19 protein-coding genes are annotated in these 20,509 nt (G+C 71.5%); 14 read left to right on the top strand and 5 right to left on the bottom strand.

What is annotated here, in order from left to right; translation table 11 throughout:
- Nucleotides 1–304: 304 nt before the first annotated feature.
- The 3 genes from G495_RS22875 to G495_RS0113415 all read right to left on the bottom strand — a co-directional run bounded on the left by G495_RS22875 (nt 305) and on the right by G495_RS0113415 (nt 1,916).
- Nucleotides 305–433 (bottom strand): hypothetical protein, encoded by a 129-nt coding sequence (locus G495_RS22875; protein ID WP_281171716.1) that lies wholly within the window; start codon nt 431–433, stop codon nt 305–307.
- Nucleotides 434–578: 145 nt separating this feature from the next.
- Nucleotides 579–1,142: a B12-binding domain-containing radical SAM protein gene (locus G495_RS0113410; RefSeq protein WP_028588223.1), complete on the bottom strand. Its 564-nt coding sequence runs from the start codon at nt 1,140–1,142 to the stop codon at nt 579–581.
- Between the two features lie 120 nt (nt 1,143–1,262).
- A complete protein-coding gene (locus tag G495_RS0113415; protein WP_028588224.1) occupies nt 1,263–1,916 on the bottom strand; it encodes a YybH family protein in 654 nt (217 codons plus the stop codon).
- A gap of 370 nt (nt 1,917–2,286) precedes the next feature.
- On the opposite strand from G495_RS0113415, the gene G495_RS0113420 reads away from it, so the two are divergent.
- The 14 genes from G495_RS0113420 (at nt 2,287) to G495_RS0113485 (ending at nt 18,573) form a co-directional block, all read left to right on the top strand.
- A complete protein-coding gene (locus G495_RS0113420) occupies nt 2,287–2,574 on the top strand; it encodes a hypothetical protein (protein WP_211234147.1) in 288 nt (95 codons plus the stop codon).
- A 180-nt stretch (nt 2,575–2,754) separates the two neighbouring features.
- Nucleotides 2,755–3,693, top strand: coding sequence for a type II secretion system protein (locus tag G495_RS22250; RefSeq protein WP_051445386.1), 939 nt, complete (start codon nt 2,755–2,757; stop codon nt 3,691–3,693).
- A gap of 107 nt (nt 3,694–3,800) precedes the next feature.
- Entirely contained in the window at nt 3,801–5,393 is a 1,593-nt protein-coding gene (locus G495_RS0113430; RefSeq protein ID WP_156939712.1) for a PilN domain-containing protein, read from the top strand.
- Nucleotides 5,386–5,967 carry a hypothetical protein gene (locus G495_RS0113435; RefSeq protein WP_028588227.1) on the top strand — a complete coding sequence of 194 codons (582 nt, stop codon included), beginning with the start codon at nt 5,386–5,388 and terminating at the stop codon, nt 5,965–5,967. The genes G495_RS0113430 and G495_RS0113435 overlap by 8 nt, the downstream gene beginning before the upstream one ends.
- The gene (locus tag G495_RS0113440) at nt 5,951–6,550 is read left to right on the top strand and encodes a hypothetical protein (RefSeq protein WP_028588228.1); all 600 of its coding nucleotides are present in this window, start codon (nt 5,951–5,953) and stop codon (nt 6,548–6,550) included. Before G495_RS0113435 ends, G495_RS0113440 begins: the two co-directional genes overlap by 17 nt.
- The gene (locus tag G495_RS0113445; RefSeq protein ID WP_028588229.1) at nt 6,550–8,367 is read left to right on the top strand and encodes a type II secretion system protein GspD; all 1,818 of its coding nucleotides are present in this window, start codon (nt 6,550–6,552) and stop codon (nt 8,365–8,367) included. Before G495_RS0113440 ends, G495_RS0113445 begins: the two co-directional genes overlap by 1 nt.
- Before the next feature lie 16 nt (nt 8,368–8,383).
- Nucleotides 8,384–9,487: a type IV pilus twitching motility protein PilT gene (locus G495_RS19215; protein WP_051445387.1), complete on the top strand. Its 1,104-nt coding sequence runs from the start codon at nt 8,384–8,386 to the stop codon at nt 9,485–9,487.
- Entirely contained in the window at nt 9,480–11,171 is a 1,692-nt protein-coding gene (locus G495_RS0113455; protein ID WP_051445388.1) for a GspE/PulE family protein, read from the top strand. The genes G495_RS19215 and G495_RS0113455 overlap by 8 nt, the downstream gene beginning before the upstream one ends.
- A gap of 2 nt (nt 11,172–11,173) precedes the next feature.
- Nucleotides 11,174–12,421, top strand: coding sequence for a type II secretion system F family protein (locus G495_RS0113460; protein WP_028588231.1), 1,248 nt, complete (start codon nt 11,174–11,176; stop codon nt 12,419–12,421).
- A gap of 25 nt (nt 12,422–12,446) precedes the next feature.
- Nucleotides 12,447–13,502 (top strand): SurA N-terminal domain-containing protein, encoded by a 1,056-nt coding sequence (locus G495_RS22880; protein WP_028588232.1) that lies wholly within the window; start codon nt 12,447–12,449, stop codon nt 13,500–13,502.
- Between the two features lie 29 nt (nt 13,503–13,531).
- Nucleotides 13,532–15,634: a type II secretion system protein gene (locus G495_RS19220; RefSeq protein ID WP_035252262.1), complete on the top strand. Its 2,103-nt coding sequence runs from the start codon at nt 13,532–13,534 to the stop codon at nt 15,632–15,634.
- Between the two features lie 62 nt (nt 15,635–15,696).
- Nucleotides 15,697–17,259, top strand: coding sequence for a SpoIID/LytB domain-containing protein (locus tag G495_RS20575; RefSeq protein ID WP_051445389.1), 1,563 nt, complete (start codon nt 15,697–15,699; stop codon nt 17,257–17,259).
- Complete coding sequence (locus tag G495_RS0113480; RefSeq protein WP_028588233.1) at nt 17,256–17,783, top strand: hypothetical protein; 528 nt, start codon at nt 17,256–17,258, stop codon at nt 17,781–17,783. Before G495_RS20575 ends, G495_RS0113480 begins: the two co-directional genes overlap by 4 nt.
- A 19-nt stretch (nt 17,784–17,802) precedes the next feature.
- Nucleotides 17,803–18,573, top strand: coding sequence for a prepilin peptidase (locus G495_RS0113485; protein ID WP_169734395.1), 771 nt, complete (start codon nt 17,803–17,805; stop codon nt 18,571–18,573).
- An 82-nt stretch (nt 18,574–18,655) separates the two neighbouring features.
- Here G495_RS0113485 and G495_RS0113490 read toward each other — a convergent pair whose 3' ends face one another.
- Both G495_RS0113490 and G495_RS0113495 read right to left on the bottom strand, forming a co-directional pair.
- Nucleotides 18,656–19,801 (bottom strand): iron-containing alcohol dehydrogenase, encoded by a 1,146-nt coding sequence (locus G495_RS0113490; RefSeq protein WP_028588235.1) that lies wholly within the window; start codon nt 19,799–19,801, stop codon nt 18,656–18,658.
- Nucleotides 19,802–20,041: 240 nt separating this feature from the next.
- The coding region (locus tag G495_RS0113495) for a methyl-accepting chemotaxis protein (protein WP_028588236.1) at nt 20,042–20,509 on the bottom strand (468 nt) is incomplete at its 5' end.

Here is a 20,509-nt window from a genome sequence, read left to right on the forward strand (position 1 = left end):
GAACGGTCGCCCCCCCGCGGGGGCGTGGATTGAAACTTGGGTTGGCGAACCCACGCCCCCCCGAGCTTGAGGTCGCCCCTCGCGGGGGCGTGGATTGAAACAGGACGAACGCCTTTTTGCCGCCCGTCCCGCCCCGTCGCCCCCTCGCGGGGGCGTGGATCGAACGGCGATCGTTGCGAGGCCAATCTTCAGGCCCGTGCGGTCGCCCCGGCTGGAGACGGCGGCTCAGGCTTGGTGAGGGGGGCATTACGATTGTGGGGTGTTGCAAAATCCGGGTTGTGGGCAGCGTCTTGCCGCGCCACGGCTAGCCGAGGATTACGTCCACGGTCTCGCCGAAGGCGTGGAAGATTGCATCGCTTTGTTGCGCAAAAGCGTCTGGGGTGATTGTTCCTGCATGCAGTTCACCTGTCAGGCGCAGGAACACTTCGTCCATGGCCTGAAGGCGCAAGGCGTCAAAGTGATCCCAGATTTCCTGGATCGCCGGGTCGGTGAAGTCCCATCCGTAATCCGCCCAGGGGGCCACGCCCTTGCCGTCGCTGTCGGCCCATGCCCCGCGTCGGTAGCGCCTTTATATTTTTTCAGCCTGAAGAGCATATGGGTTTTTCGTAGCCGATCGAGCGCAACACGTGGTGGTCCTTTCGGAGTTGGCCCAGCGTGCTCGCTGGATGGAACATGATGATGCCGATGATTGGCCGGACCCCGTGGTATTGCAGCGTTTCAATGGCGCGCAGGTTCGTCTCGGGGGGTGTCCCCTTGGCGAGGCGCGTGAGCGTTGGGCCGTCGAAGGAGTCCACACCCACGAAACATCGCTTCAGGCCTGCGGCCTGGAAGGCGCGGATAATCTCGGGTGGGATGGAATCCGCGCGGGCGTCGATCTCCAGCGTGATGTCGCGCGGAAGCTTTGCGATGGCCCGGGCCCGGGCCAGGGTGTGTTTCCGTTGCCCCGGAGGGCCGAGCACGTCGGCATCCATGAACCAGAAATCCTTGAGGCAGAAAGTGTCTACGATCGTCGCCATTTCGCAAGCCACGGCATGCGGGTCGCGCAGGCGGCGCCGACGGGCCTCCCCCGCCAGGCGCTGGCAGGCTGGGATGCTGCAGAAGTTGCAGGCGTAAGCGCACCCGCGGGAGGCCTCGATTGCCACGCGCAAGCACCCGCGCGGAAAACGGCGCAGGTTTTCCAGTTGGCTCAGGCTGCGTGGCGCAAGGGCGTCCAGGGCAGGCGGCGGGGTGGGAGGAATTGAAAGACGCTGGCCCCCCCCCGCTCAGTGGGGCTGGGCGTAGGTTTCGCGGGTGATGCGCCAGGGGCCGTCGGGCTGGCGCAGCAGCAGCAGGGAGAAGTGGCCGGTGGCCTGGGCCTCGCCCTCGCGCACCAGCAGGTCGAATTCGGCGCGGGCCGTGTCGCCGGTGATGGTGACGGCGGGCGGGTCTGTGAGGGTATGGGTGCGCCCGTGGGTGCGCCAGTTCGCGGCCTTGGCGGGCAGCAGTGTGGCGAAGCGCAGCCGGGGCACGATGGCGTCGCGGCCTTCCTCGGGCAGCCAGGTCATGATGCCCGCGCCCTCGGCGTACAGCTCCAGCAGGGCGGCGGGGTCGCAGGCGTTGCGGGCCGCCACCAGGGCCTGGACCACGGCGGACACGGCCTCCAGATCGTGCGCGCACTGGGGGGCCGGGGCCAGCCCGGGCCCGGGCGGGCAGGGCTGGGGCGCGGGCGCGGGCGTCGCAGCAGGGGCCCCGGTGGCGGGCTGCCCGCCTCCCGGCGCCGTGCGGGCCACGCACCCGGGCAGCAGCGCCAGCGCCGCGACCGTCAGGACCGCGAGCATCAGGGCCGTGGCCGGGCGCGCGGCGCGGTGCGGCCCTTGTTGGGGCAGGATGGCGGGGCTGACGGCGGGCCGGGCCTTCTGGGCGCATCGATCGGACATGGGAGCCTCCGGCCATGGCGGCGGACGCATCCGGCCACGGCCCTCAATTCATTGGCGTTTCGACTATGGATATGCGAGGAGCGCAGAAAAATCCACTTTTTTGTTGACGTTGATTTTCATTTTCAGTAGGCATGAGGTCCGGCCGGGGTGGCGAGGGGAAGGACGCCATTGCGGCAGGGGGGCTTCCCGGCCAGAAGCGCCCTGAGGTGCCACCCCTGCCGGACGCTTGACGCATCACAGCAAGGAGGATGACGCAGCAGACCTGTCGATTCGGATCGTGGAAGGGGCGTCCCCGGCATCTGGGCCGGAACTCGAGGGAAACACATCACGCAGGGGCGCCGCGGTGCGCCTGCGCAAGACGGGCAAGGGAATGACAAAGGAATTCGCCCCGGTTGCGACGCAGGAGGAGAACACCCCCTGCCCGCCGACCGCCCGGCAGGACCCCGTGGTCCTGGTGATCCGGGGACTGGCCCAGGAGCACGAAGAGGTGCTCGGGCAGATCGTCGGCAAGTACCAGGAGGTGTTCGAGCACGAAGGCTATGGCCGAGTGTGCATCGAAATGCGCTTTCTCAAGCGGCACCAGAAGGAGATCATCATCCATTGCGGCAAGGATTACCGCTATGTGGTGGACTTCGAGAAGGCGCAATCGACCACCTGACGGACGGTCCGTCAGCGTGGAATTTCCGGAGGCCGGGCGCGACCCGGGTCCGGAAGCCAAGTGAGTACCCTGTTCGGCGGGGGGCCGAAAGGGGCAGCAAGGAGGGTTTCATCGAGGTCTGCGTGGGGTCCTGAGGGTGGATACCGCTGGCCGTAGTTCTGCACATGCAAGGAGCAGAACATGTCCGACAAACTTCTTTCCCGCCGCGCCGGCCAGTCCGGCTTCACCCTGATGGAGCTCCTCGTGGTGCTCGTCATCATGGGCTTCCTCCTCGGCATGATCGTCCCGCGCCTGGGGAGCGTGGCCGATAGCGCCGTGGACACCGTGTGCGACTCCAACAACAAGGGAGTGCGCTACTTCACCAAGCTGTTCCTGGACGAGAACGGGCGCCTGCCCTCCAACCTCACCAGCCTCGTCGTCTACAACGCCAACGCCTCCTCCTGGGAGTCCGACTACACGGACGACCTGCTGATGAGCAACGGCGACCCGGATGACGGCGCCGAGTACTTCGCCGAGGACTTCGTCACCCGTTGCGGCGTCACCCTGCACCAGCTCTCCGAGGCCGAGGCCACCGAGCTGCGCAAGATGGGCATCGCCAGCGTGCTCTACCTCCAGGGCGAGAACCGCGGCATGGAGAAGGTCGCCGTGGCCGAGGACGTCTACGTGGCCATGGCTGGCGACGTGACCGCCGCCGCTTACGCCGACGCCACCGACGACATCTTCCCCGAAGGCAACCCCTTCTGGTTCGGCCGCATCCTCATGGGTGTGAGCGACCAATCCGAGCTGGTGACCAAGGGCTTCATCCAGGCCGCGGCCCTGTGCCCCGGCGGCATCCAGCAGCAGGACAACGTGACGTACAACAACTACGTCATCGTCCTGCCGCGCCTGGAGGCCACCGTGGCCGGCCTGAACTCGGTCTTCGCCGGCCAGACCTTCTACGCCCTGGCCAACGACGGCACCGGCGCCCCCGCCAGCGACGGCGAGATCCACGAGTTCTCCATCTCCTCCCAGGAGAAGTGGGAGTTCGACTTCTCGTGCCCCGAGGGCCACAAGTGGCCTGACAACGACAACGACACCTGGACCATCTACACCACGCAGGCTGCCGCCGAGGCCATCTAGCGGCAGGGCGTGATCCTTGGGGGGCAGCCCCCAGGGTGACATGACGGGGGCTGGCGGCCAGGCCGCCAGCCCCCCTTCCCCCAACTTTTCGCATCGCAAGGCACGCCATGATCGTTCCTTCTTCCGTGCGTGCGCTCCCGGCGCGGGCCGTGGCCGGGGTGTCGGCCCTGCTGCGGGCCGAGGGCAGGCTGCTGGTCCTGGTGCTCGGCGAGGACGCCTGCCAGGGCCTGCTGGTCCTCGGCGGTCGCTCGCGTCTGACCGTGGCGGGTTTCGCCGAGGTGCCTGTGGACCCCGCCGTGCGCGCTCTGCGTGCCCGGGTGGCGCGTATCCTGGACAAGCTGCCTGCCGAGGGCGTTTCGCGGGTGGTGGTGGTCAGCCCCGAGGTGCGCACCGTGCCCATGGAACTGCCCGCGCCCCGGCGCAGGCGCGGGGCCCTGGCCCAGCTCGTGGCCGCCGCCCGGCGCGAATTTCCGGATTACCTGGACCTGGACGGCGCCACCGCCCTGGTCAGCGTGCTGCCCCTGGTCCAGATGCCGGACCTCTCCGGTTTCGAGGATGACGAGGACCCCCTGGCCACGCGCGTGCCGGTGCTGACCTTCGCCGCGCCCCGGCGCCACGCCGCCGCCGTCGAGGCTGCGGTGAAGGCCTGCGGCAGGAAGCTGCTGGGCCTGCTGCCCGTGGAGGCCTTCGCCTTCGCCCTGGGCCAGGGGCCCGACGCCGCCCTGGCGGCCCAGGGCCCGGCCCGGCCCGTGGAAGAGCCGGACGAGGAGGCGGACCTGCGCGTGCTGGTCTGCGCCACGCCCTTCGAGTTGCACGGTGCGCGCCTGGGGGCCCGGGGGCTGGAGCGCTTCGCCGTGGAGGCCGTGGGCGAGGGGGTGGACCGCGCCGGAGCCGTGGACCGGCTCACGGCCCAGCTCGTGGAGCCCGGCGAGTCGGCCCGGCTGCTGCTCGGCGGCCAGGGCGGCGCCCCGGGCGGCGGCCAGGGCTGCGCCTGGGGCCGGGCCGATGACCTGGAAGGCGTGCACTGCCCGCCCGAGATGCCCCCGCAGCACATGATCGCCCTGGGCGCGGCGGTGGCCTTTTTCCGGGGCGGGCGCTTCCTTCTGCTGCACGACGGCGAGTCGCTGTTCGCCCGGCTCAAGGCCCGGGGCTACGCCGTGCCGGTGGTCTTTGCTCTGGTGCTGGCCCTGGGCTGCGGCGGGCTGTACGGGCACATGTACTTCAAGATCGCCCGCCTGGAATCGGGCCTGGCGGACCTGGAGCAGCGCAAGGCCGAGCTGCAGGCGCGCAACAAGCGCGGCGCGGATCTGCTGGCCCGCTTCGACCGGCTCAAGAAGGACGTCGCCGAGGTCGAGTCGCGCAGGGCGATGCTCCAGTCGGGCCTGGCCCTGCGCACCATCCGCCTGGCGCAGATCCTGCGCGGGCTGGTGGTGGACACCCCGCCCGAGATCATGATCACCCGCTTCGAGAAGGTGTCCGACGCCGTGTGTCTGCTCGAAGGCCAGGGAACCTCGTCCACCATCATTTCGCAGTACCTGCTGCTGCTGCGCAACACTCCTTTCGTGCAGGAGACGCGGCTGATGCGCAGCGCCGTGGCCCCTGCGCCCCCGGCGGCCAAGGGCCGGGGCGCCGCCCCCGCGCCGGGCGCCGCGCCCCTGCAGTTCGCCATCCGCATGACCCTGGGAGGCGACAATGGCTAGCGGCCTGGGCAAGCGCCAGCAGGTGCTGATCATGATCATGCTGACCATCGGCTGCGTGTACGGCTATCTGCGCTACGTCCACGACCCCACGGCGGCGCGCCTGGTGGCCACGGTGAAGAAGCACAACGCCCTGGTCCAGGAGGTGGAGGGGCTGGACGGCGAGCCGGTGAACGAGGCGGCCATCCGCGAGTCCATGCGCCCGCTGGAAAAGGAGCTTGCGGCCCTCAAGGAGGAGGTGGACGCGCTCACCGCCAGCCGCATCGCCGGGGCGGAGTCGCGCGACCAGGTGGTCTATGTGGTCAACGAGACGGCCCTGACCAACTACGTGACCATCAAGGAGCTGGCGCCGACGACGCCCGACAAGCTGAACCTGCCGCCCGACGAGGTCCAGGAGTTCCGCCGCCTGGATCGCGCGTTCTACAAGGTGCGCTGCACGGGCGACTTCATCGATTTCTACGGTTTCGTGAGCGATTTGTGCCGCGTCGAGCGGCTGGTGAACCTGACGGGCCTGTCCATCGTCCGCTCCAGGGACGCGGAAGGCCAAGTGGAGGTGGAATTTGTCCTGGTCATCTAGCCTGCCCCTGCGCGCCCTGGCCCTGGGCCTGATCGCGCTGGCCCCCTGGGCAGCCCACGCGGCCCCGGACGCCGCGCCCCATACCCCGGCGCAAGCCGCGCCCGCCGCCCAGGCACCTGCGATCCCCGACGCCCCCGCCGGGCTGGACGCCCTGGGGCTGCTGGGCGACGACGAGTCCCTGTGCCCGGCCCTGGGCGACATCTGCCCGGACCTCAGCCTGCCCGAGCGGGCGCGCAACCCCTTTTCCAGCGTGCAGCCCCGGGTGGACCGCGCCGCCATGCAGGACGGCGCGGTCATCACCGTGCGCTTCGACGGCAGCGAGCAGGCCTACGGGCTGCCCGCCAGCCTGAAGAACCTGCCCCGGCTGCGGGTGGTGGGCGTTTTGGACAACGGCACCTCCGTGTCCGTGCTGGCCGAGCTGGAGCAGCGGGGCCGGGTCATCCTGCGCCCCAGCGAGCAGATCTTCCTCTCCGACGACAAGCGCGGCAGCGACGCGCTGTGGTTCACGGTCAAGGAAATCACCCACAACACCATGACGCTGATCCTCAAGGACGGCGCGGTCATCCACGGGAATTTCTTCTGATGCGCAGCCGCAGGATGCCTTTTGCCGCGCGGGCGCTGGTCGCGTGCGTCGTGGCCCTGGCCCTGGCCGTGGGGGGCACGGCGCGCGCCGTGGACAACCCGCCCCAGCCGAGCCTGCGCGTGTTCAACTTCCAGCAGACCCCGCTGGCCGACGTGCTGCGCCTGCTGACCGAGATGACCAAGAAGAATGTGGTGGCCACGCCCTCCATACTCATGGAGCCGGTGACCCTGTACCTGGAGGACGTGCCGCCCCTGGTGGCCCTGGGCGTGCTCTGCAAGAACTACAACTACTGGTACGCCGAGGAGGACGGCGTCATCCGCGTGATGAAGCTCGACGAGTATGGCCGCGAGCTCATGCTGCGCCGCGACGAGCGCACCGAGATCTTCGCGCTGAAATACGCCTCGTGCATCGGCGTGGCCGAGACCATCCGCAACGTCTACCAGGACGCCATCGAATTCGAGGCGCCCTCGGAAACGGCGCTCAAGAGCTACGGCCACGTGGGCACCGACGAGCTGCCCTCCATCGGCGAGGCCATGGAGGAGCTGGACACCGGAACCTCGTCGTCCAACCGCTCGCGCTCGCGCACCGCGGCCAAGGACGCCATCACCGCCGGCGAGGTGGAGATGGACACCCAGGGCCTGGGCCGCCTGCGCCAGATCGTGCAGACCGAGGGCCAGGTCACGGCCCAGCAGCTGCTGGAATACAGCGTGGGCCGCACCAAGGCGCAGCTCACGGTGTTCCCGCGCAACAACGCCGTGCTGGTGCGCTCGGTGGATACCAAGCTGTTGGCCGACATCCGCGAGATGGTCCTGGCCCTGGACACCCCCACCCCCCAGGTGCTGCTGGAATGCAAGATCCTGGAGGTCCAGCTTTCCGACGGCTTCGAGTCGTTCTTCGACTTCGGCTGGACCCCGGGCGGCAGCATCGACAGCACGGGTACTGTGACTTCGGCTGTGCCGGGGCGGTCGGCCTCGGGCCTGGGCGGGGCGGGGCTGGCCCAGAGCGCCCTGTCCTTCAGCTACCTGAACGCCAACGTCCAGGCGCGGATGCAGCTCTTGCAGAGCGAAGGCCGCCTGCGCTCCCTGGCCTCGCCCCTGGTCTACACGGCCAACAACGCCGCCGCGCGCTTCTTCCAAGGCGACAAGACTCCCGTGCGCTCGGGCTACTCCGTCAACGAGGCCACCTACGACAGCGCCACCAACACCGTGGTCTCCCCGGCGCAGCTCGTCACGGAATACGAGGTGGAGGACGTGGGCGTGACCCTGGAGGTCTCGCCGTCCATCAACCAGGACAAGACCGTGACCCTGAAGCTCGTGGCCAACATCGGCTCGTTGCAGCGCGGCGCGGGCCCGACCTTCAACTATTCCATGAACGGCCAGAACCTGACCGGCGACACGGACCTGATCACCGAAACGCGCATCGAGGACATCATCCTGGCCAAGGACGGCCAAAGCCTGGCCATCGGCGGGCTCATCCGCGAGACCCAGACCGAGGACGTGACCAAGGTGCCCGTGCTGGGCGACATCCCCGTACTCGGGTTCTTCTTCCGCAACCAGGAGCGACTGCAAAAGCGCACCGAGATCGTCTTCGTGCTCACGGCGCACATCCTGGAAAGCCCCGAGGGCGGGGCGGCGCTGAACGAGCGCGTCATGCCTGCGGTGTCCGACCACCCCTGGTACAAGGGCCAGGAGCGGCTTCTGGAATACGACGCAACCCACGACGAACTGACCATCCGCAGCGGCCAGGGCGCCATTCCGGGCGTTCCTTCAGGCGTGAGCACCAAGCGGGGCGTCCGCCGCCTGCTCATCGGCGACTAGGCGCCAGAGGAAAACCATGCACGACCGGCACCCGGATTCCGAAAACCCCGCCGCCCGGCCCCTGCTCGCCCTGCTGCGCACGACCTTCGACCTGGGCGGGTCGGACCTGCACCTGACCTCGGGTGAGCGGCCCGCCGTGCGCGTCAACGGCGACATCCGCGAGCTGGACCATCCGCCCCTGGCCCACCACGAGCTGCTGGCCATGTTCCACGCGGTGATGACGGGGCGCCAGCGCCAGGTGCTCGAAGACAGGCGCAGCGCGGACCTGGGCTATTCCCTGCCCGGGGTGGCCCGTTTCCGGGTCAATGTCTTCCACCAGCGCGGCACCCTGGCCGCCGTGCTGCGCCGCCTGCCCTCGGACATCAGCTCCGCCGAGGCCCTGGGCCTGCCCGCTGCGGTCAACGGCTTCACCGCCCTGCGCGACGGGCTGGTGCTGGTCACCGGGCCCACGGGCTCGGGCAAGACCACCACCCTGGCCGCGCTCATCGACATGATCAACCGCAAGTATCCCATGCACATCATCACCGTGGAGGACCCCATCGAGTTCCTGCACGCCAACGCGGTGGCCCGGGTGACGCAGCGCGAGCTGTACTCCGACGTGCCCAGCTACCCCGACGCCCTGCGCGACGCCCTGCGCGAGGACCCCGACGTGATCCTGGTGGGCGAGATGCGCGACCTGGACACCATCCGCATCGCCATCATGGCCGCCGAGACCGGGCACCTGGTCTTCTCCACCCTGCACTCGCGCGACGCGGTCTCGACCATCACGCGCATGGTCAGTGTGTTCCCGGCCGAGGAGCAGCCGCAGATCAGCACGCAGCTGGCCGGGGTGTTGCGCGGGGTGGTCTCGCAGCGGCTGCTGCGCGAGCCCTCGGGCTGCGGGCGCGCGGTGGCCGTGGAGGTCATGCGCGTGACCCCGGGCATCGCCAACCTGGTGCGCATCCAGAAGGTGGAGCAGATCTATTCCAGCATCGAGACCGGCGCGTCCGAGGGCATGCAGACCATGGAGCTGTCCCTGGCGCGGCTGTGCAAGGACGGGCGTATCGACAAGGATACAGCCCTGCGCATGGCCAAGAGCGAATCGCTGATCCGCCCGCACCTGGAGCGCCTGCATGTCTAGCGCCATCCTGGGTGCAGCGCAGGTCATGGCGGCCCCGGGGGGGGAGCGGGCGCCGGGCCGGACGCAGGAGGGGCCCCCGGCCCGACGCCTGCTGGGCGGCCTGCTGCTGGAGCAGGGCAAGATCGACGACGAGCAGCTGGCCACGGCCTTGCGCGTCAAGGCCAAGGAACGCGCGCCCCTGGGCCAGGTGCTGGTGCGCCTGGGCTATGTGAGCGAGCAGGACGTGGCCCGCGCCGTGGCCCGGGGTGCCGGGCTGCCCTATGTGGACCTGGACGAACTGTCCCTGGACCCGGCGGCGGCCCAGGCCCTGCCCGAGGCCGTGGCCCGGCGCAGCGGCGTGCTGCCCCTGGCCGTGGACGACACGACCCTGTGCGTGGCCGTGGAGCGGCCCCTGGCCCCGCAGTTGCGGCGCAACCTCGAACGCGCCGTGCGCCGCCAGATCAGGGAGCATGTGGCCCTGCCGGGCAGGCTGCGCGAGCACATCGAGCGCGCCTACGAGCGCGGCATCCTGGAGGCCAATGCCGACGCGGGGCCCGCCGAGATCGTGGCCTCGTTCATCGAGCGCGCCGCGCGCATGAAGGCCTCGGACATCCACCTGGAAGCCATGAAGGACCGGGTGCGCCTGCGCTTTCGCACCGACGGCATGCTGCGCGAGATCGAGACCTTCCCGCCCGAACTGCACCCCGGGCTGGTTTCGCGCATCAAGGTCATGGCGGGCATGGACATCGCCGACACCCGCCAGTCCCAGGACGGGGCCATCCAGGTCACGGCCATGGGGCGGCCGCTGGACATCCGCGTCTCCAGCCTGCCGACCATCCACGGCGAGAAGGTGGTCATGCGCCTTCTGGCCAGCGAGGGCCACCGCCTGACCCTGGAGGCCATCGGCCTGGCGCCGGACCATCTGGAAGCCTTTCGCGGGCTCATCCGCCGCCCCCACGGCATCATTCTCATCGTCGGGCCCACGGGCTCGGGCAAGTCCACCACCCTGAGCGCGGCGCTCAACACCATCAACGACCCGGCCATCAACATCACCACCGTCGAGGACCCCGTGGAATACAAGATCGACGGGGTGACGCAGGTCCATGTGGGCCACAACAACAAGGTGGACTTCGCCGGGGCCCTGCGCACCATCCTGCGCCAGGACCCCGACGTGATCATGGTCGGCGAGGTCCGCGACGCCGAAACCGCCGAGATCGCCCTGCGCGCCGCCCTCACCGGCCACCTGGTGCTGACCACCCTGCACACCAACGACGCCCCCGGCGCCCTGCCCCGGCTCATCGACATGGGCTGCGAGCGCTTCCTGGTGGCCTCGTCGGTGACGGGGGTGCTGGCCCAGCGGCTGGTGCGCGTGTTGTGCGACCGCTGCAAGGAGCCCTTCAGCCCCGACGAGGCCCTGGTGCGCCAGATGGGCCTGGACCCGGACGACGGACCGCAGACCTGGTACGCCCCCCGGGGCTGCCCGCTGTGCCAGGGCGTGGGCTACCGGGGGCGCATCGGCGTGTTCGAGTTCATGCTTGTGGACGGCGCCCTGCGCGGGGCGGTGATGCGCGGCCAGTCGGCCGACGCCCTGGGCGAGCTGGCCCAGGCCGCCGGGATGCGCAGCCTGCGCCAGGACGCCGTGGCCAAGCTCGTGGCCGGAACGACTTCCGTGCAGGAGGTCCAGCGGGTGACCATCGGTGACTAGCCATGCCTGATTTCGTCTATGTGTCCCTGGACGGGTCGGGCAACCGCTCGCGGGGCGTGGTCAGCGCGGCCAATTCGGCGGCGGCGGCGGCCCAGCTCAAGGCCCAGGGCATCTTCGCCCTGGACATCCGCCCGCGCAGGGGCGGGGCCAAGGGCCAGGCCGGGGGCGGGACCTCCAACCCGCTGGACATGGAGATCGACCTCTCGGCCCTGGGCCTGGGCGGGCCCAAGGCCGGGGATGTGGCCCTGTTCTTCCGCCAGCTTTCGGTGCTGCTGGAGTCGGGCGTGAGCCTCATGCGCGCCATCGCGGTGCTCGGCGGCCAGGCCCACAAATCGGCCATGCGCCGGATGCTCGCGCGCATCACCGACCGCCTGGCCCAGGGCATGCCGCTCTCCGCCGCCCTGGGCGAGGAGCGGCGCGTGTTCGGCGGGCCCATCATCCGGCTCATCGAGGCCGCCGAGCTTTCGGGCGAGCTGGGGCTGATCATGACCCGCGTGGCCGAGCAGCTCGAAGCGCGCCAGGATTTCAAGCGCAAGCTCATCTCGACCATGATCTATCCGGCCATGGTCGTGTCCATGGCCGGGGTGGCCATCTTCGTGATGACCGTGGTGGTGGTGCCCAAGTTCATCCCCATGCTCAAGGGCGGCAAGGGGTTGCCCGAGTCCACGCTCATGGTCATGGCCGCCTCGGCCTGGATCCAGGAGAACCTGCGGGCCATCGGCTACGGGATGCTGGCCACGCCGGTGGTCGTGCTGCTGGCGCGGCGCTCGCCCGCCCTGGGCTTGGCCATCGACCACGCGGTTTTGCATGTGCCGCTGCTGGGCAGCATCGTGCGCTACGGGGTGGTGGTCACCCTGTGCCGGACGCTTTCCACCATGTACGCCAGCGGCGTGCCCCTGGTGGAGGCCCTGCGCACCGTGCGCGGCACCCTGGCCAACGCGGCGGCCATCCGCGTGGTGGACGCCATGATCGAGCGGGTGCTCGACGGGGGGCGGATGTCCGTGTCGCTGCTGGAGGCGAGCGGGGTGATCCCGGCCATGGCGGGCGAGATGGTAGCCATGGGCGAGGAGAGCGGCGAGATGGAGCGCGTGCTCAACCTGGCGGCGGACATCCACGAGAAGCTGCTGGATGTGATGGTCAAGCGCATGAACGCGGCCATCGAGCCGCTGCTGATCATCGTGCTGGGCGGCATCGTTGGCTTCGTGATGTACGCGCTGATTTCCGGAATGCTCGCCACCTACGGGGCGTGAGCGGACGCAAGACAAGGAGCTGGGAATGACGGTGTTCGGGATTTCGGCGCGCGGCGTGTGCGCGGCGGCGGGTGCGGCGGCCCTGGCCCTGGCCCTGGGGGCGGGGTCCATTCTGGCGCAGGAGCAGGCTCCGGCCCCGCAGGCCCCCGCGTTGCAGCAGGACACGCGGACCCTGCTGGTGGTGGACGACGCGCAGGTGCCGCGCTGGATGTTCGACAACGCCCTGCGCGACAAGCTCGGCCAGGCCCAGGCCCAGGGCCGGACTGTGGACGACGCCCTGCGCCGCGAGCTGGCCGCCGGGGTGCTGGACAACCTGATCCAGATGGAACTGCTCGCCGCCGAGGCCCGGCGCCGGGGGGTGCAGGCCAGCCCCCAGGCCGGGGAGTTGCGGGCGGGCATCGTCGCCGCCCAGAGCGGCTCGGAGCAGGAATTCGCCGCGCGCCTGGCCAAGGCGGGCATGACCCGCGAGCAATACGTGGTCCTGTGGCAGCAGCAGGCCTCGGTGAACCGTCTGGTGGAGGAGGTCATCCAGCCGGGCATCACCCTTTCGGAGGTCGAGCTGCGTGCGCGCTACATGCGCGACCGCGACCAGTTGGTGGTGCCGCCCCGGGTGCGCGTGGCCGAGGTCTTTCTGCCCCTGGGCGCCCCGGGCCAACCCGCCGGTGCGGACCTGCGCGCCCGGGCCTTGGCGGCCCTGGCCCAGGCGCGCGTGGCTTTGGAGGCCGGGGAGGGGGACTTCCTGCCCCGGGCCGAGGCCCTGGCCCGGGAGCTGGACGCGGATTTCCCCGGGGCCACGGCCCGCGAGCTGGGCTGGGTGCTGTCCAGCCGGGGCGAATCGGGCATCCCCAGGGAGGTGCGCCAGGGCGCGGCGGGGTTCCTTGGCCAGCCCGTGGGTTCCAAGCGTGGGGCGCATTTGCATGCGGTGCTGGAGGCCCAGCCCCGGCGCACGGCGGAGTTCGGCGAGGTGCGCGAGGAAATGGCGGCCCAGATGCGCGAGGAGCGCACCCCGGCGGCCATCGAGGCGTTGATCCGGCAGTTGCGCGAGCGCGCCGCCGTGCAGGTGCTCATGGACGTGCCCTGACCGGCGCGGCGCGAGGGGGAGGGGGGGCCATGCAGAGCCGACCGTTCACGCGCGGGGCGCGCATCCCGGCAGCGGCGGGCTTCACGCTGCTGGAGCTCATCGTCGTGGTCGCCATCCTGGGCATGCTCACGGCGCTGCTGCTGCCCGGCCTGGGCCGCAAGGACGACGCCGCGCGCCGCCGCGACACCGACGCGGCCTTCGAGGCCATCCGCGCGGCCATCCTCGGCCCCCGGGGCCAGACCGGCCCGGACGGCCAGCCGCTGATCGGCGGCTACGTGGGCGCCATGGGCGAGCTGCCCCGGCTTTACGCCACGGTCTGGAATCCGGGCCAGGAGCGCTGGGAGGTGGAACTGAACGAAGACAGCCCGAGCCCCGACGAGCTGGCCGTGGCCGGATGGTATGATAAGAGCGCCGACCCGAGCTTCACCGAGGCGGAAACGGACGCCTTTGCCCAGCCCCTGGGCCTGTGGGCCGAAGGGGTGCGTGACAACAACGGGGACTGGCGCAGGTTTTCCTTCCCCGCCGAATGGCGCGGCCCGTACATGGCCGCCCCGCGCGACCCGTATCCTGACGACAATCCCTTCGAGTACGGCGACGGCACGGACCCCGAGGACCGCTGGTTCGTCCTGCGCCACAGCGAGGGCCGCCTGCAGGACGGCTGGGGCCGGGCCTTCGTGGTGCTCACCGCCGGGGAGGAGGCCACCGATACAGGCGCGCCCCGTAGCCTGGTCTTCATCAGCGCCGGGCCCGATGGGGATTACAATCCTGAAGGGCTGCTGGACGATCCGCCCACGGGCCTCAACGCGGACAACCTCATCTACCGCATCACCCGTCACGAGGCGGAGGACACGACCCTCAAGATCGCCCGCACCTGGGCCCGGCTCCAGGCCCTGCGCGCGGCCATCCTCGCCCCCCGGCGCACCGCCTCCGGCGCCCAGGCCGAGCCCATGGGCTACGCGGCGGACGTGGGCGGCGTGGAAACGCTCTTCGGCTCGTTCGTCTACCACGGCACCTCGCCCAGCGGGCGGGTCTACGTCTGCACCAGGAGCCATGCGGACACGCAGGAGCCAAGCACCGGTTCGTCCTACTGGAAGGCCGTGACCGGGACCGTGGACCGGGCCCAGTTCCCGGGCCTCCCCGCATGGGCGGCGGGCGCCCAGTACGTCCAGCCCCGGCCCTACCTGCTGCTGGCCAACGCGGACCATGTGCTGGTGGACGATGTGGCCTACCGCTGCACTGAGGAGGAAGGCGCGTACTGCTCGGGCGCCCCGCCCGCGTCCTCGGACTGGGAGGCGACAACGGACGTGGGATTCCCGGAACTCGGGCTTTTCGCCAAGGACGGCACCAAGCACGATGTCGGGGAGTGCGGACCCTATCAGCCCGTGTCCAACTACTACGCCGGAGCCGGAGCCCTGCCCTGGTGGGGTGTGAACACCGTGGACGGCCAGCCGCCCCTGGCCCTGGGCTGGCGCGGGGGTTACGCGGCCGCGCCAGCGGACGGCCCGCCCCTGTGGCATGACGCCTGGGACCGCCCGCTCATGGTGCGCGTCGATCACCAGGGCAACGTCCATCTGGCCAGCAAGGGCGTCAACGCTTCGGACGCCGGGGATTCCTCCGCCGACGATCTGGCCGTAACCCTGTTCCGCCACGAATTCGAGGTGCCCGTGCGGGTGGTGGTGCGTGCCGCTGGCGCCATCCAGCCCCGGGACGGCGGGCAGTCCCAGTCCCGGGTGGAGCTGTGGGCGCCTCTCAATGGCAAGCTGCACCTGTGGCAGGCCGGGGCCAACGGCACGGTTCCTGACGAGGTCTTCCGCTTCGGGCGTACTGAGAGCGACGATTTGAGCGTGGCCCTGCTGCCTGCGGAGCAGGTCAAGGACACGGACGTGGCCATCAAGGAGGTGGCGACGGACAGTGCCGTCTCCATGCCCGCAGAACGCTTCGTGCCCGTGGGCCGGGCCTATATGGAGTACCGCCAGCAGGACTTCAAGAATTCGGACGCGGGCACGGGCTACTACGCCTCGCCGCACCCCACGCAGACCACCAACGGCACCAGCACGGGCCCCCCGGGCTGCCAGAAGACCGTGACCATCTACCCCCTGGGCGGCGAGGGCTACGAGCTGTGCGCCGACTAGCCCTGCGCGGACATCCGCCGCATCCGGGGGCACCGCCGGGCTGGCGGGCCGCCCTGGGGCTCTTGCCCCTGCATGTGCTGGCCGTGGCCTGGCTGGCCCTGGCCCCTGGCGCGGCCCGGGCCCAGGGCCAGGCCGAGGCCGCCGTGGAGCGCGCCTTGCTGCTGACGGCCCTGGGCCGCCACGACCGGGCCCGGCTGGAATACGCGGCCCTGGCCGCGTCCGACGCCGCGCCCGCCGTGCGGCGCTTCGCGGTGCTGGAGGCCGCGCGTAGCTCCCTGGCCATGGGCGCGGCGGACGACGCCGCCCTGATCCTGGCCGAAGCCCTGGCTGCCGGATCGGGCCTGGGCCAGGACCCCGACTTCCAGACCCGGGCTTGCGCCGAGGCCGTGGCCCTGGCCCGCGCCGGGGCGCGGCTGCCCGGGGCCCTGGAGCGCGCCTGTGCGGACTGCCTGGGGCCGCCCGCAGCCCCGCCGCAGGCCGCCTCGCCCTCGCCCTGGCCCGCAGGCCGGGCCGATTCTTCGCCCGAGGTGCGCGTGCTGCTGGCCCGGGGCCCGGTCCTGCGCCTGGAGGTGCCCGCCGGGACGCTGCTGCGCGCCGGGGGCGCGGCCCGGGCCCTGCCCGCCGGAACGCTCACGCTGACCCTGGAGGGCGCCGCCCCGGGCTTCGCCCTGCGCGGCACCTGGGCCGGGGGGGCGCTGCCCTGCGGGGCCGAGGCCTGGTTGGAGCCCCGGGGCGGGCTGGCGCGCCTGGGCCAGGGGCTGTACGGCCCGCGCCTGCGTCTGGTGCCCCTGGATGGTCAGGTGGCGGCGGTGCAGCACGTCGCCCTGGAAACGTATCTGCGCGGCGTGGTGCCCGCCGAGATGCCCGCCGCCTGGCCCGCCGAGGCCCACAAGGCCCAGGCCGTGGCCGCGCGGACCTACGCCCTGGCCCACCGGGGCGCGCCCGGGCGGTCCTTCGACCTCTACGCCGACGAGCGCAGCCAGGTCTACCTCGGCCAGGGCCGCGCCGCCCCGGCCACGGACCGCGCCGTGCTGGCCACCCGGGGCCAGGTGCTGACCCACGAGGGCAAGCCCTTTGCCGCCTACTACCACGCCCACAGCGGCGGCTGGATCGAGGGCGCGGGGTCCGGGATGCCCGGCCCGGCGCCGGTGCTGGCCCCGGGGCCGGACCCCGCCGGAGCCCTGGCCCCGCCCATGCCCTGGCGCGTGGATGTCGGCCAGGCGGAGCTGCTGGCGGCCCTGGCCCGCGCCGGGCACCGGGCCACCCGCGTGCTGGGGCTGGACGTGGCCGAGGCCAGCCCCGGGGGGCGGGCGCGGGTCTTTTCCGTAACCAGCGAATCCGGGGTGCTGCGCCTGCCCGCCGGGCGGCTGCGGGCGCTCCTGGGGCCCTCGGGGCCGCGCAGCCTGCTGTGCCGCGTGCGCCCCGCCGCAGGCGGCTTCACCTTCATCGGCCAGGGCTTCGGCCACGGGGTGGGCATGAGCCAGCACGGCGCCGCCGCCCTGGCCCGCTCCGGCCTGGGCTACCAGGACATCCTGGCCCGCTACTACCGGGGCGCGCGCCTGGAGCGCCTGCCCTGGCCGGGGGCGGACCAGGCAACCATCCAACCGCAAGGAGAGGGGACATGAAACGTATCGCCGCATTGCTGCTGCTGGCCCTGCTGGGCGCCCTGCTGTCCGTGGACGCCGCCCTGGCCCACAGCACCGCCGGGCTGGTCAAGGCGCCGCTCAAGGAGAAGGTGCTCATCGCCGACTACGTGGCCTTCCACATCGAGCCCTGGGTCAGCGCCCGGCGCGACGAGACGGGCAAGAGCAGCCGCTGGTTCGTGCTGGATTTCGGGGCCGTGGAGCAGCGCGGCAACAGGGCCGCGGTCCACTATTCGGTCATGGACCAGAAGACCGGCGCGACCACCCAGGAGACCGCCATTTTCCTGCGCAACCCCGACGGCACCTGGAGCCACGTGGACGGGCAGGGTACCGTGCTGACCCCGGTGGTGGAAACCTTCGTGCAACCCACCAACTGGGGCCGCCTGTTCGGCATCGCCATGGGTGTGCTGGCCCTGGCGGCCTACACCGTGGCGCGGGTGGTCATCTGGCGGCGCAAGCGGGCCGATGCCCGGGCCCAGGCCGCCCCGCAGCCGGACGCCGCATGAGCGGGCCCGGAGGCTGGACGTGACGGACTGGTTCGTCCCCCTGGCCGCCGCCCTGGGGCTGGCCCTGGGCGGGCCGTACGCCTGGCTGGTGCGCCGCTATGTGACCGGGGCGCCCCTGTTGCGGCCCGGCCCGGGGTGCCCGGCGTGCGGCGCGGGGCAGGGCCCGGGGGCGCTTGTGCCCCTGGTGCCCTCGGCCCTGCGGCGCGGGCGCTGCCGGGGCTGCGGGGCGCCTCTGGGGCCTGCCTGGCCATGGCTGGAAGCCGCCTCGGCCCTGCTGGCCGCCCTGCTGGCCTGGCGCCTGGGGCCGGGGGTGCCCTTCGCGGTCTACCTGGCCTTTGGCGGGGCGCTGCTGGTGGCGGCGGGCATCGACGCCGAGGTGCGCCTGCTGCCCGACGCCGTGACCCTGGGCGGGGCGGCCCTGGCGCCCTTTGCCGCCGTGTTCGGCCTGGGGCTGCCCTGGTGGCAGCCCGTGGCCGGGGCGCTGGCGGGCGGGGGGCTGTTCTGGGCCGTGCGTCAGGGCTTCGGCCTGGTGCGGGGCGTGGAGGGCATGGGCCTTGGCGACGTGAAGCTGGCCGCGCTTTTGGGCGGGCTGTGCGGGGTCTCGGCACTGCCGGTGATTACCGTGTTTGGCGCGGGTGGGGCGCTGCTGGCCGGGGCCCTGGGCGCGGCCCTGCGGCCCGGGGCCGGGCCCCTGGGCGCGCGGCGGGTGCCCTTCGGGCCCTTTTTGTGCCTGGGCGCCCTGGCCCATGTGCTCTGGGGCCGGGAGCTGGCGGCCCTGCTCGGGCCGTGAGGGGGCGGGGTGCCTCTGGCGAGAGGACGAAACCGGGCGCCGGTCCTTGGACCGGCGCCCGGTTTTTCGGGGCCGGGCCGGGCTACAGGGCCTGGGTCAGGATGGCGCGGGCGACCTCGGGGGTGATGGCGCCGTCTTCGCCCAGGGCGGTCATGCCGTGGCGTTCCAGGGCTTGCACCAACCGGCCTGGCGCGTCTGGCCCGGCCACGCCCGCCGCCGACAGCCGCGTGGGCACGCCCAGGGAGCGGTACAGGGCCTCGATGGCCGCGATGGTGCGTTCGGCTAGGTCCGCCCCGGGCTCCAGGGCGAAGACCGTGCGGCCCATCTGCTCCAGCTTGGCCCGCTTGGCCTCCAGGCGCACGCGCAGCAGCGCGGGCTGGACGATGGCCAGGGTCACGGCGTGGTCCAGGCCGTGGCGCGCGGTGATCTCGTGGCCGATCATGTGCGTGGCCCAGTCCTGCGGCACGCCCAGGCCCACCAGCCCGTTCAGGGCCTGGTTGGCCGCCCACATCAGGTTCGCCCGCCACAGGTCGTCGTCGCGGCCCGCGAAGCTCCCGGCCAGCGCGGCCAGGGCGCGCAGCAGGGCCTCGCTGTAGCCGTCCTGCACCAGGGCGCCCGTGGGCCGGGTCAGGTACTGCTCGCAGACGTGGACAAAGGAGTCGATGATGCCGTTGGCCAGCTGGCGTTCGGGCAGGGTCTTCATGGTGTCGGGGTCGAGCACCGCGAAGCGCGGCTGCACGGCGGGGGAGAGGAAGGGCAGCTTCTCGCCCGTGGCCGCGCGGGTGATGACCGCGCCGGTGTTGGACTCCGAGCCTGTGGCGGGCAGGGTCAGCACCGCGCCCAGGGGCACGGCGCGGCGCACCGTGTGCCTGCGGGTCGGGATGTCCCAGCCGTCGCCGTCGTAGAGCGCGGCGGCGGCCACGTACTTGGCGCCGTCGATGACCGAGCCCCCGCCCACGGCCAGGATGAGGTCCACCTTGTGCTCGCGCACCAGGGCCACGGCCTTGTCCAGGGTTTCCATGTGCGGGTTGGGCTCCACGCCGGAGAACTCCCACCAGGCGCGCCCGGCCAGGGCCCGGATCACCTGGTCGTAGACGCCGTTCTTCTTGATGGAGCCGCCGCCGTAGAGCAGCAGCACCCGGGCGCCGGGCTCCACGAGCTGGGCCAGGGCGGCGATCTGCCCCTGGCCGAAGAGGATGCGGGTGGGGTTGTGGTAGCTGAAGAGCATGGATCCTCCGGGGTTGCGGTGCGCGCGGGGCCGTGCCCGACGCGGGCCGGGCACGGCCCCAGGATAAGGCAGCGCGCGGCGATGTAAAGCCCCGGCGGGGGCGGCCCCGAAGGACGGCCTGCGGCGCGGCGCAAAAAAATCCAAGCCCGACGCGTGGCAAGACAGACGCGCGGGCTTGGATTTTTTTGCGCCGTCATTTCACCGTTTGGGGACGGCCTGGACGGGCTTTTCAACCGTGCGCTAGGCGGACTTCAGCTCGTCGATGAGGTTGCGCAACTGGTCCGACAGGCGCGCGATGTCCTGCATGGCCAGGGCCGATTGGTTCATGGCCTCGGCGGTTTCCGAGGAGATGCGGTTGATCTCCTCGGTGCCGCGGTTGATCTGTTCGCTGGCGGCGGACTGCTCCTCGCTGGCCGTGGCGATGGCCCGGACCTGGTCGGCGGTGCCCTCGATGATGCGGATGATCTCGACCAGCGACTGCCCGGCCTCGCTGGCCAGCCGGGTGCTGTCGCCCACCACCCCGGCGGTCTGCTCCATGGAGTGGATGCTCTTCTTCGTGCTGTCCTGGATGGCGCCGATGGCGTTGCCCACCTCCTGGGTGGCGTGCATGGTCTTCTCGGCCAGCTTGCGCACCTCGTCGGCCACCACGGCGAAGCCCCGGCCCGCGTCGCCCGCGCGCGCGGCCTCGATGGCCGCGTTGAGCGCCAA

The organism is Desulfocurvus vexinensis DSM 17965 (assembly GCF_000519125.1).
Classification (GTDB): Bacteria; Desulfobacterota; Desulfovibrionia; order Desulfovibrionales; family Desulfovibrionaceae; genus Desulfocurvus; species Desulfocurvus vexinensis.

What these genes read in the sequence shown, in the direction of transcription:
- G495_RS22875 (WP_281171716.1), bottom strand. Translation starts at nt 433, where the DNA reads ATGGACGAAGTGTTCCTGCGCCTGACAGGTGAACTGCATGCAGGAACA.
- G495_RS0113415 (WP_028588224.1), bottom strand. Translation starts at nt 1,916, where the DNA reads ATGTCCGATCGATGCGCCCAGAAGGCCCGGCCCGCCGTCAGCCCCGCC.
- G495_RS0113420 (WP_211234147.1), top strand. Translation starts at nt 2,287, where the DNA reads ATGACAAAGGAATTCGCCCCGGTTGCGACGCAGGAGGAGAACACCCCC.
- G495_RS22250 (WP_051445386.1), top strand. Translation starts at nt 2,755, where the DNA reads ATGTCCGACAAACTTCTTTCCCGCCGCGCCGGCCAGTCCGGCTTCACC.
- G495_RS0113430 (WP_156939712.1), top strand. Translation starts at nt 3,801, where the DNA reads ATGATCGTTCCTTCTTCCGTGCGTGCGCTCCCGGCGCGGGCCGTGGCC.
- G495_RS0113435 (WP_028588227.1), top strand. Translation starts at nt 5,386, where the DNA reads ATGGCTAGCGGCCTGGGCAAGCGCCAGCAGGTGCTGATCATGATCATG.
- G495_RS0113445 (WP_028588229.1), top strand. Translation starts at nt 6,550, where the DNA reads ATGCGCAGCCGCAGGATGCCTTTTGCCGCGCGGGCGCTGGTCGCGTGC.
- G495_RS19215 (WP_051445387.1), top strand. Translation starts at nt 8,384, where the DNA reads ATGCACGACCGGCACCCGGATTCCGAAAACCCCGCCGCCCGGCCCCTG.
- G495_RS0113455 (WP_051445388.1), top strand. Translation starts at nt 9,480, where the DNA reads ATGTCTAGCGCCATCCTGGGTGCAGCGCAGGTCATGGCGGCCCCGGGG.
- G495_RS0113460 (WP_028588231.1), top strand. Translation starts at nt 11,174, where the DNA reads ATGCCTGATTTCGTCTATGTGTCCCTGGACGGGTCGGGCAACCGCTCG.
- G495_RS22880 (WP_028588232.1), top strand. Translation starts at nt 12,447, where the DNA reads ATGACGGTGTTCGGGATTTCGGCGCGCGGCGTGTGCGCGGCGGCGGGT.
- G495_RS19220 (WP_035252262.1), top strand. Translation starts at nt 13,532, where the DNA reads ATGCAGAGCCGACCGTTCACGCGCGGGGCGCGCATCCCGGCAGCGGCG.
- G495_RS0113480 (WP_028588233.1), top strand. Translation starts at nt 17,256, where the DNA reads ATGAAACGTATCGCCGCATTGCTGCTGCTGGCCCTGCTGGGCGCCCTG.
- G495_RS0113490 (WP_028588235.1), bottom strand. Translation starts at nt 19,801, where the DNA reads ATGCTCTTCAGCTACCACAACCCCACCCGCATCCTCTTCGGCCAGGGG.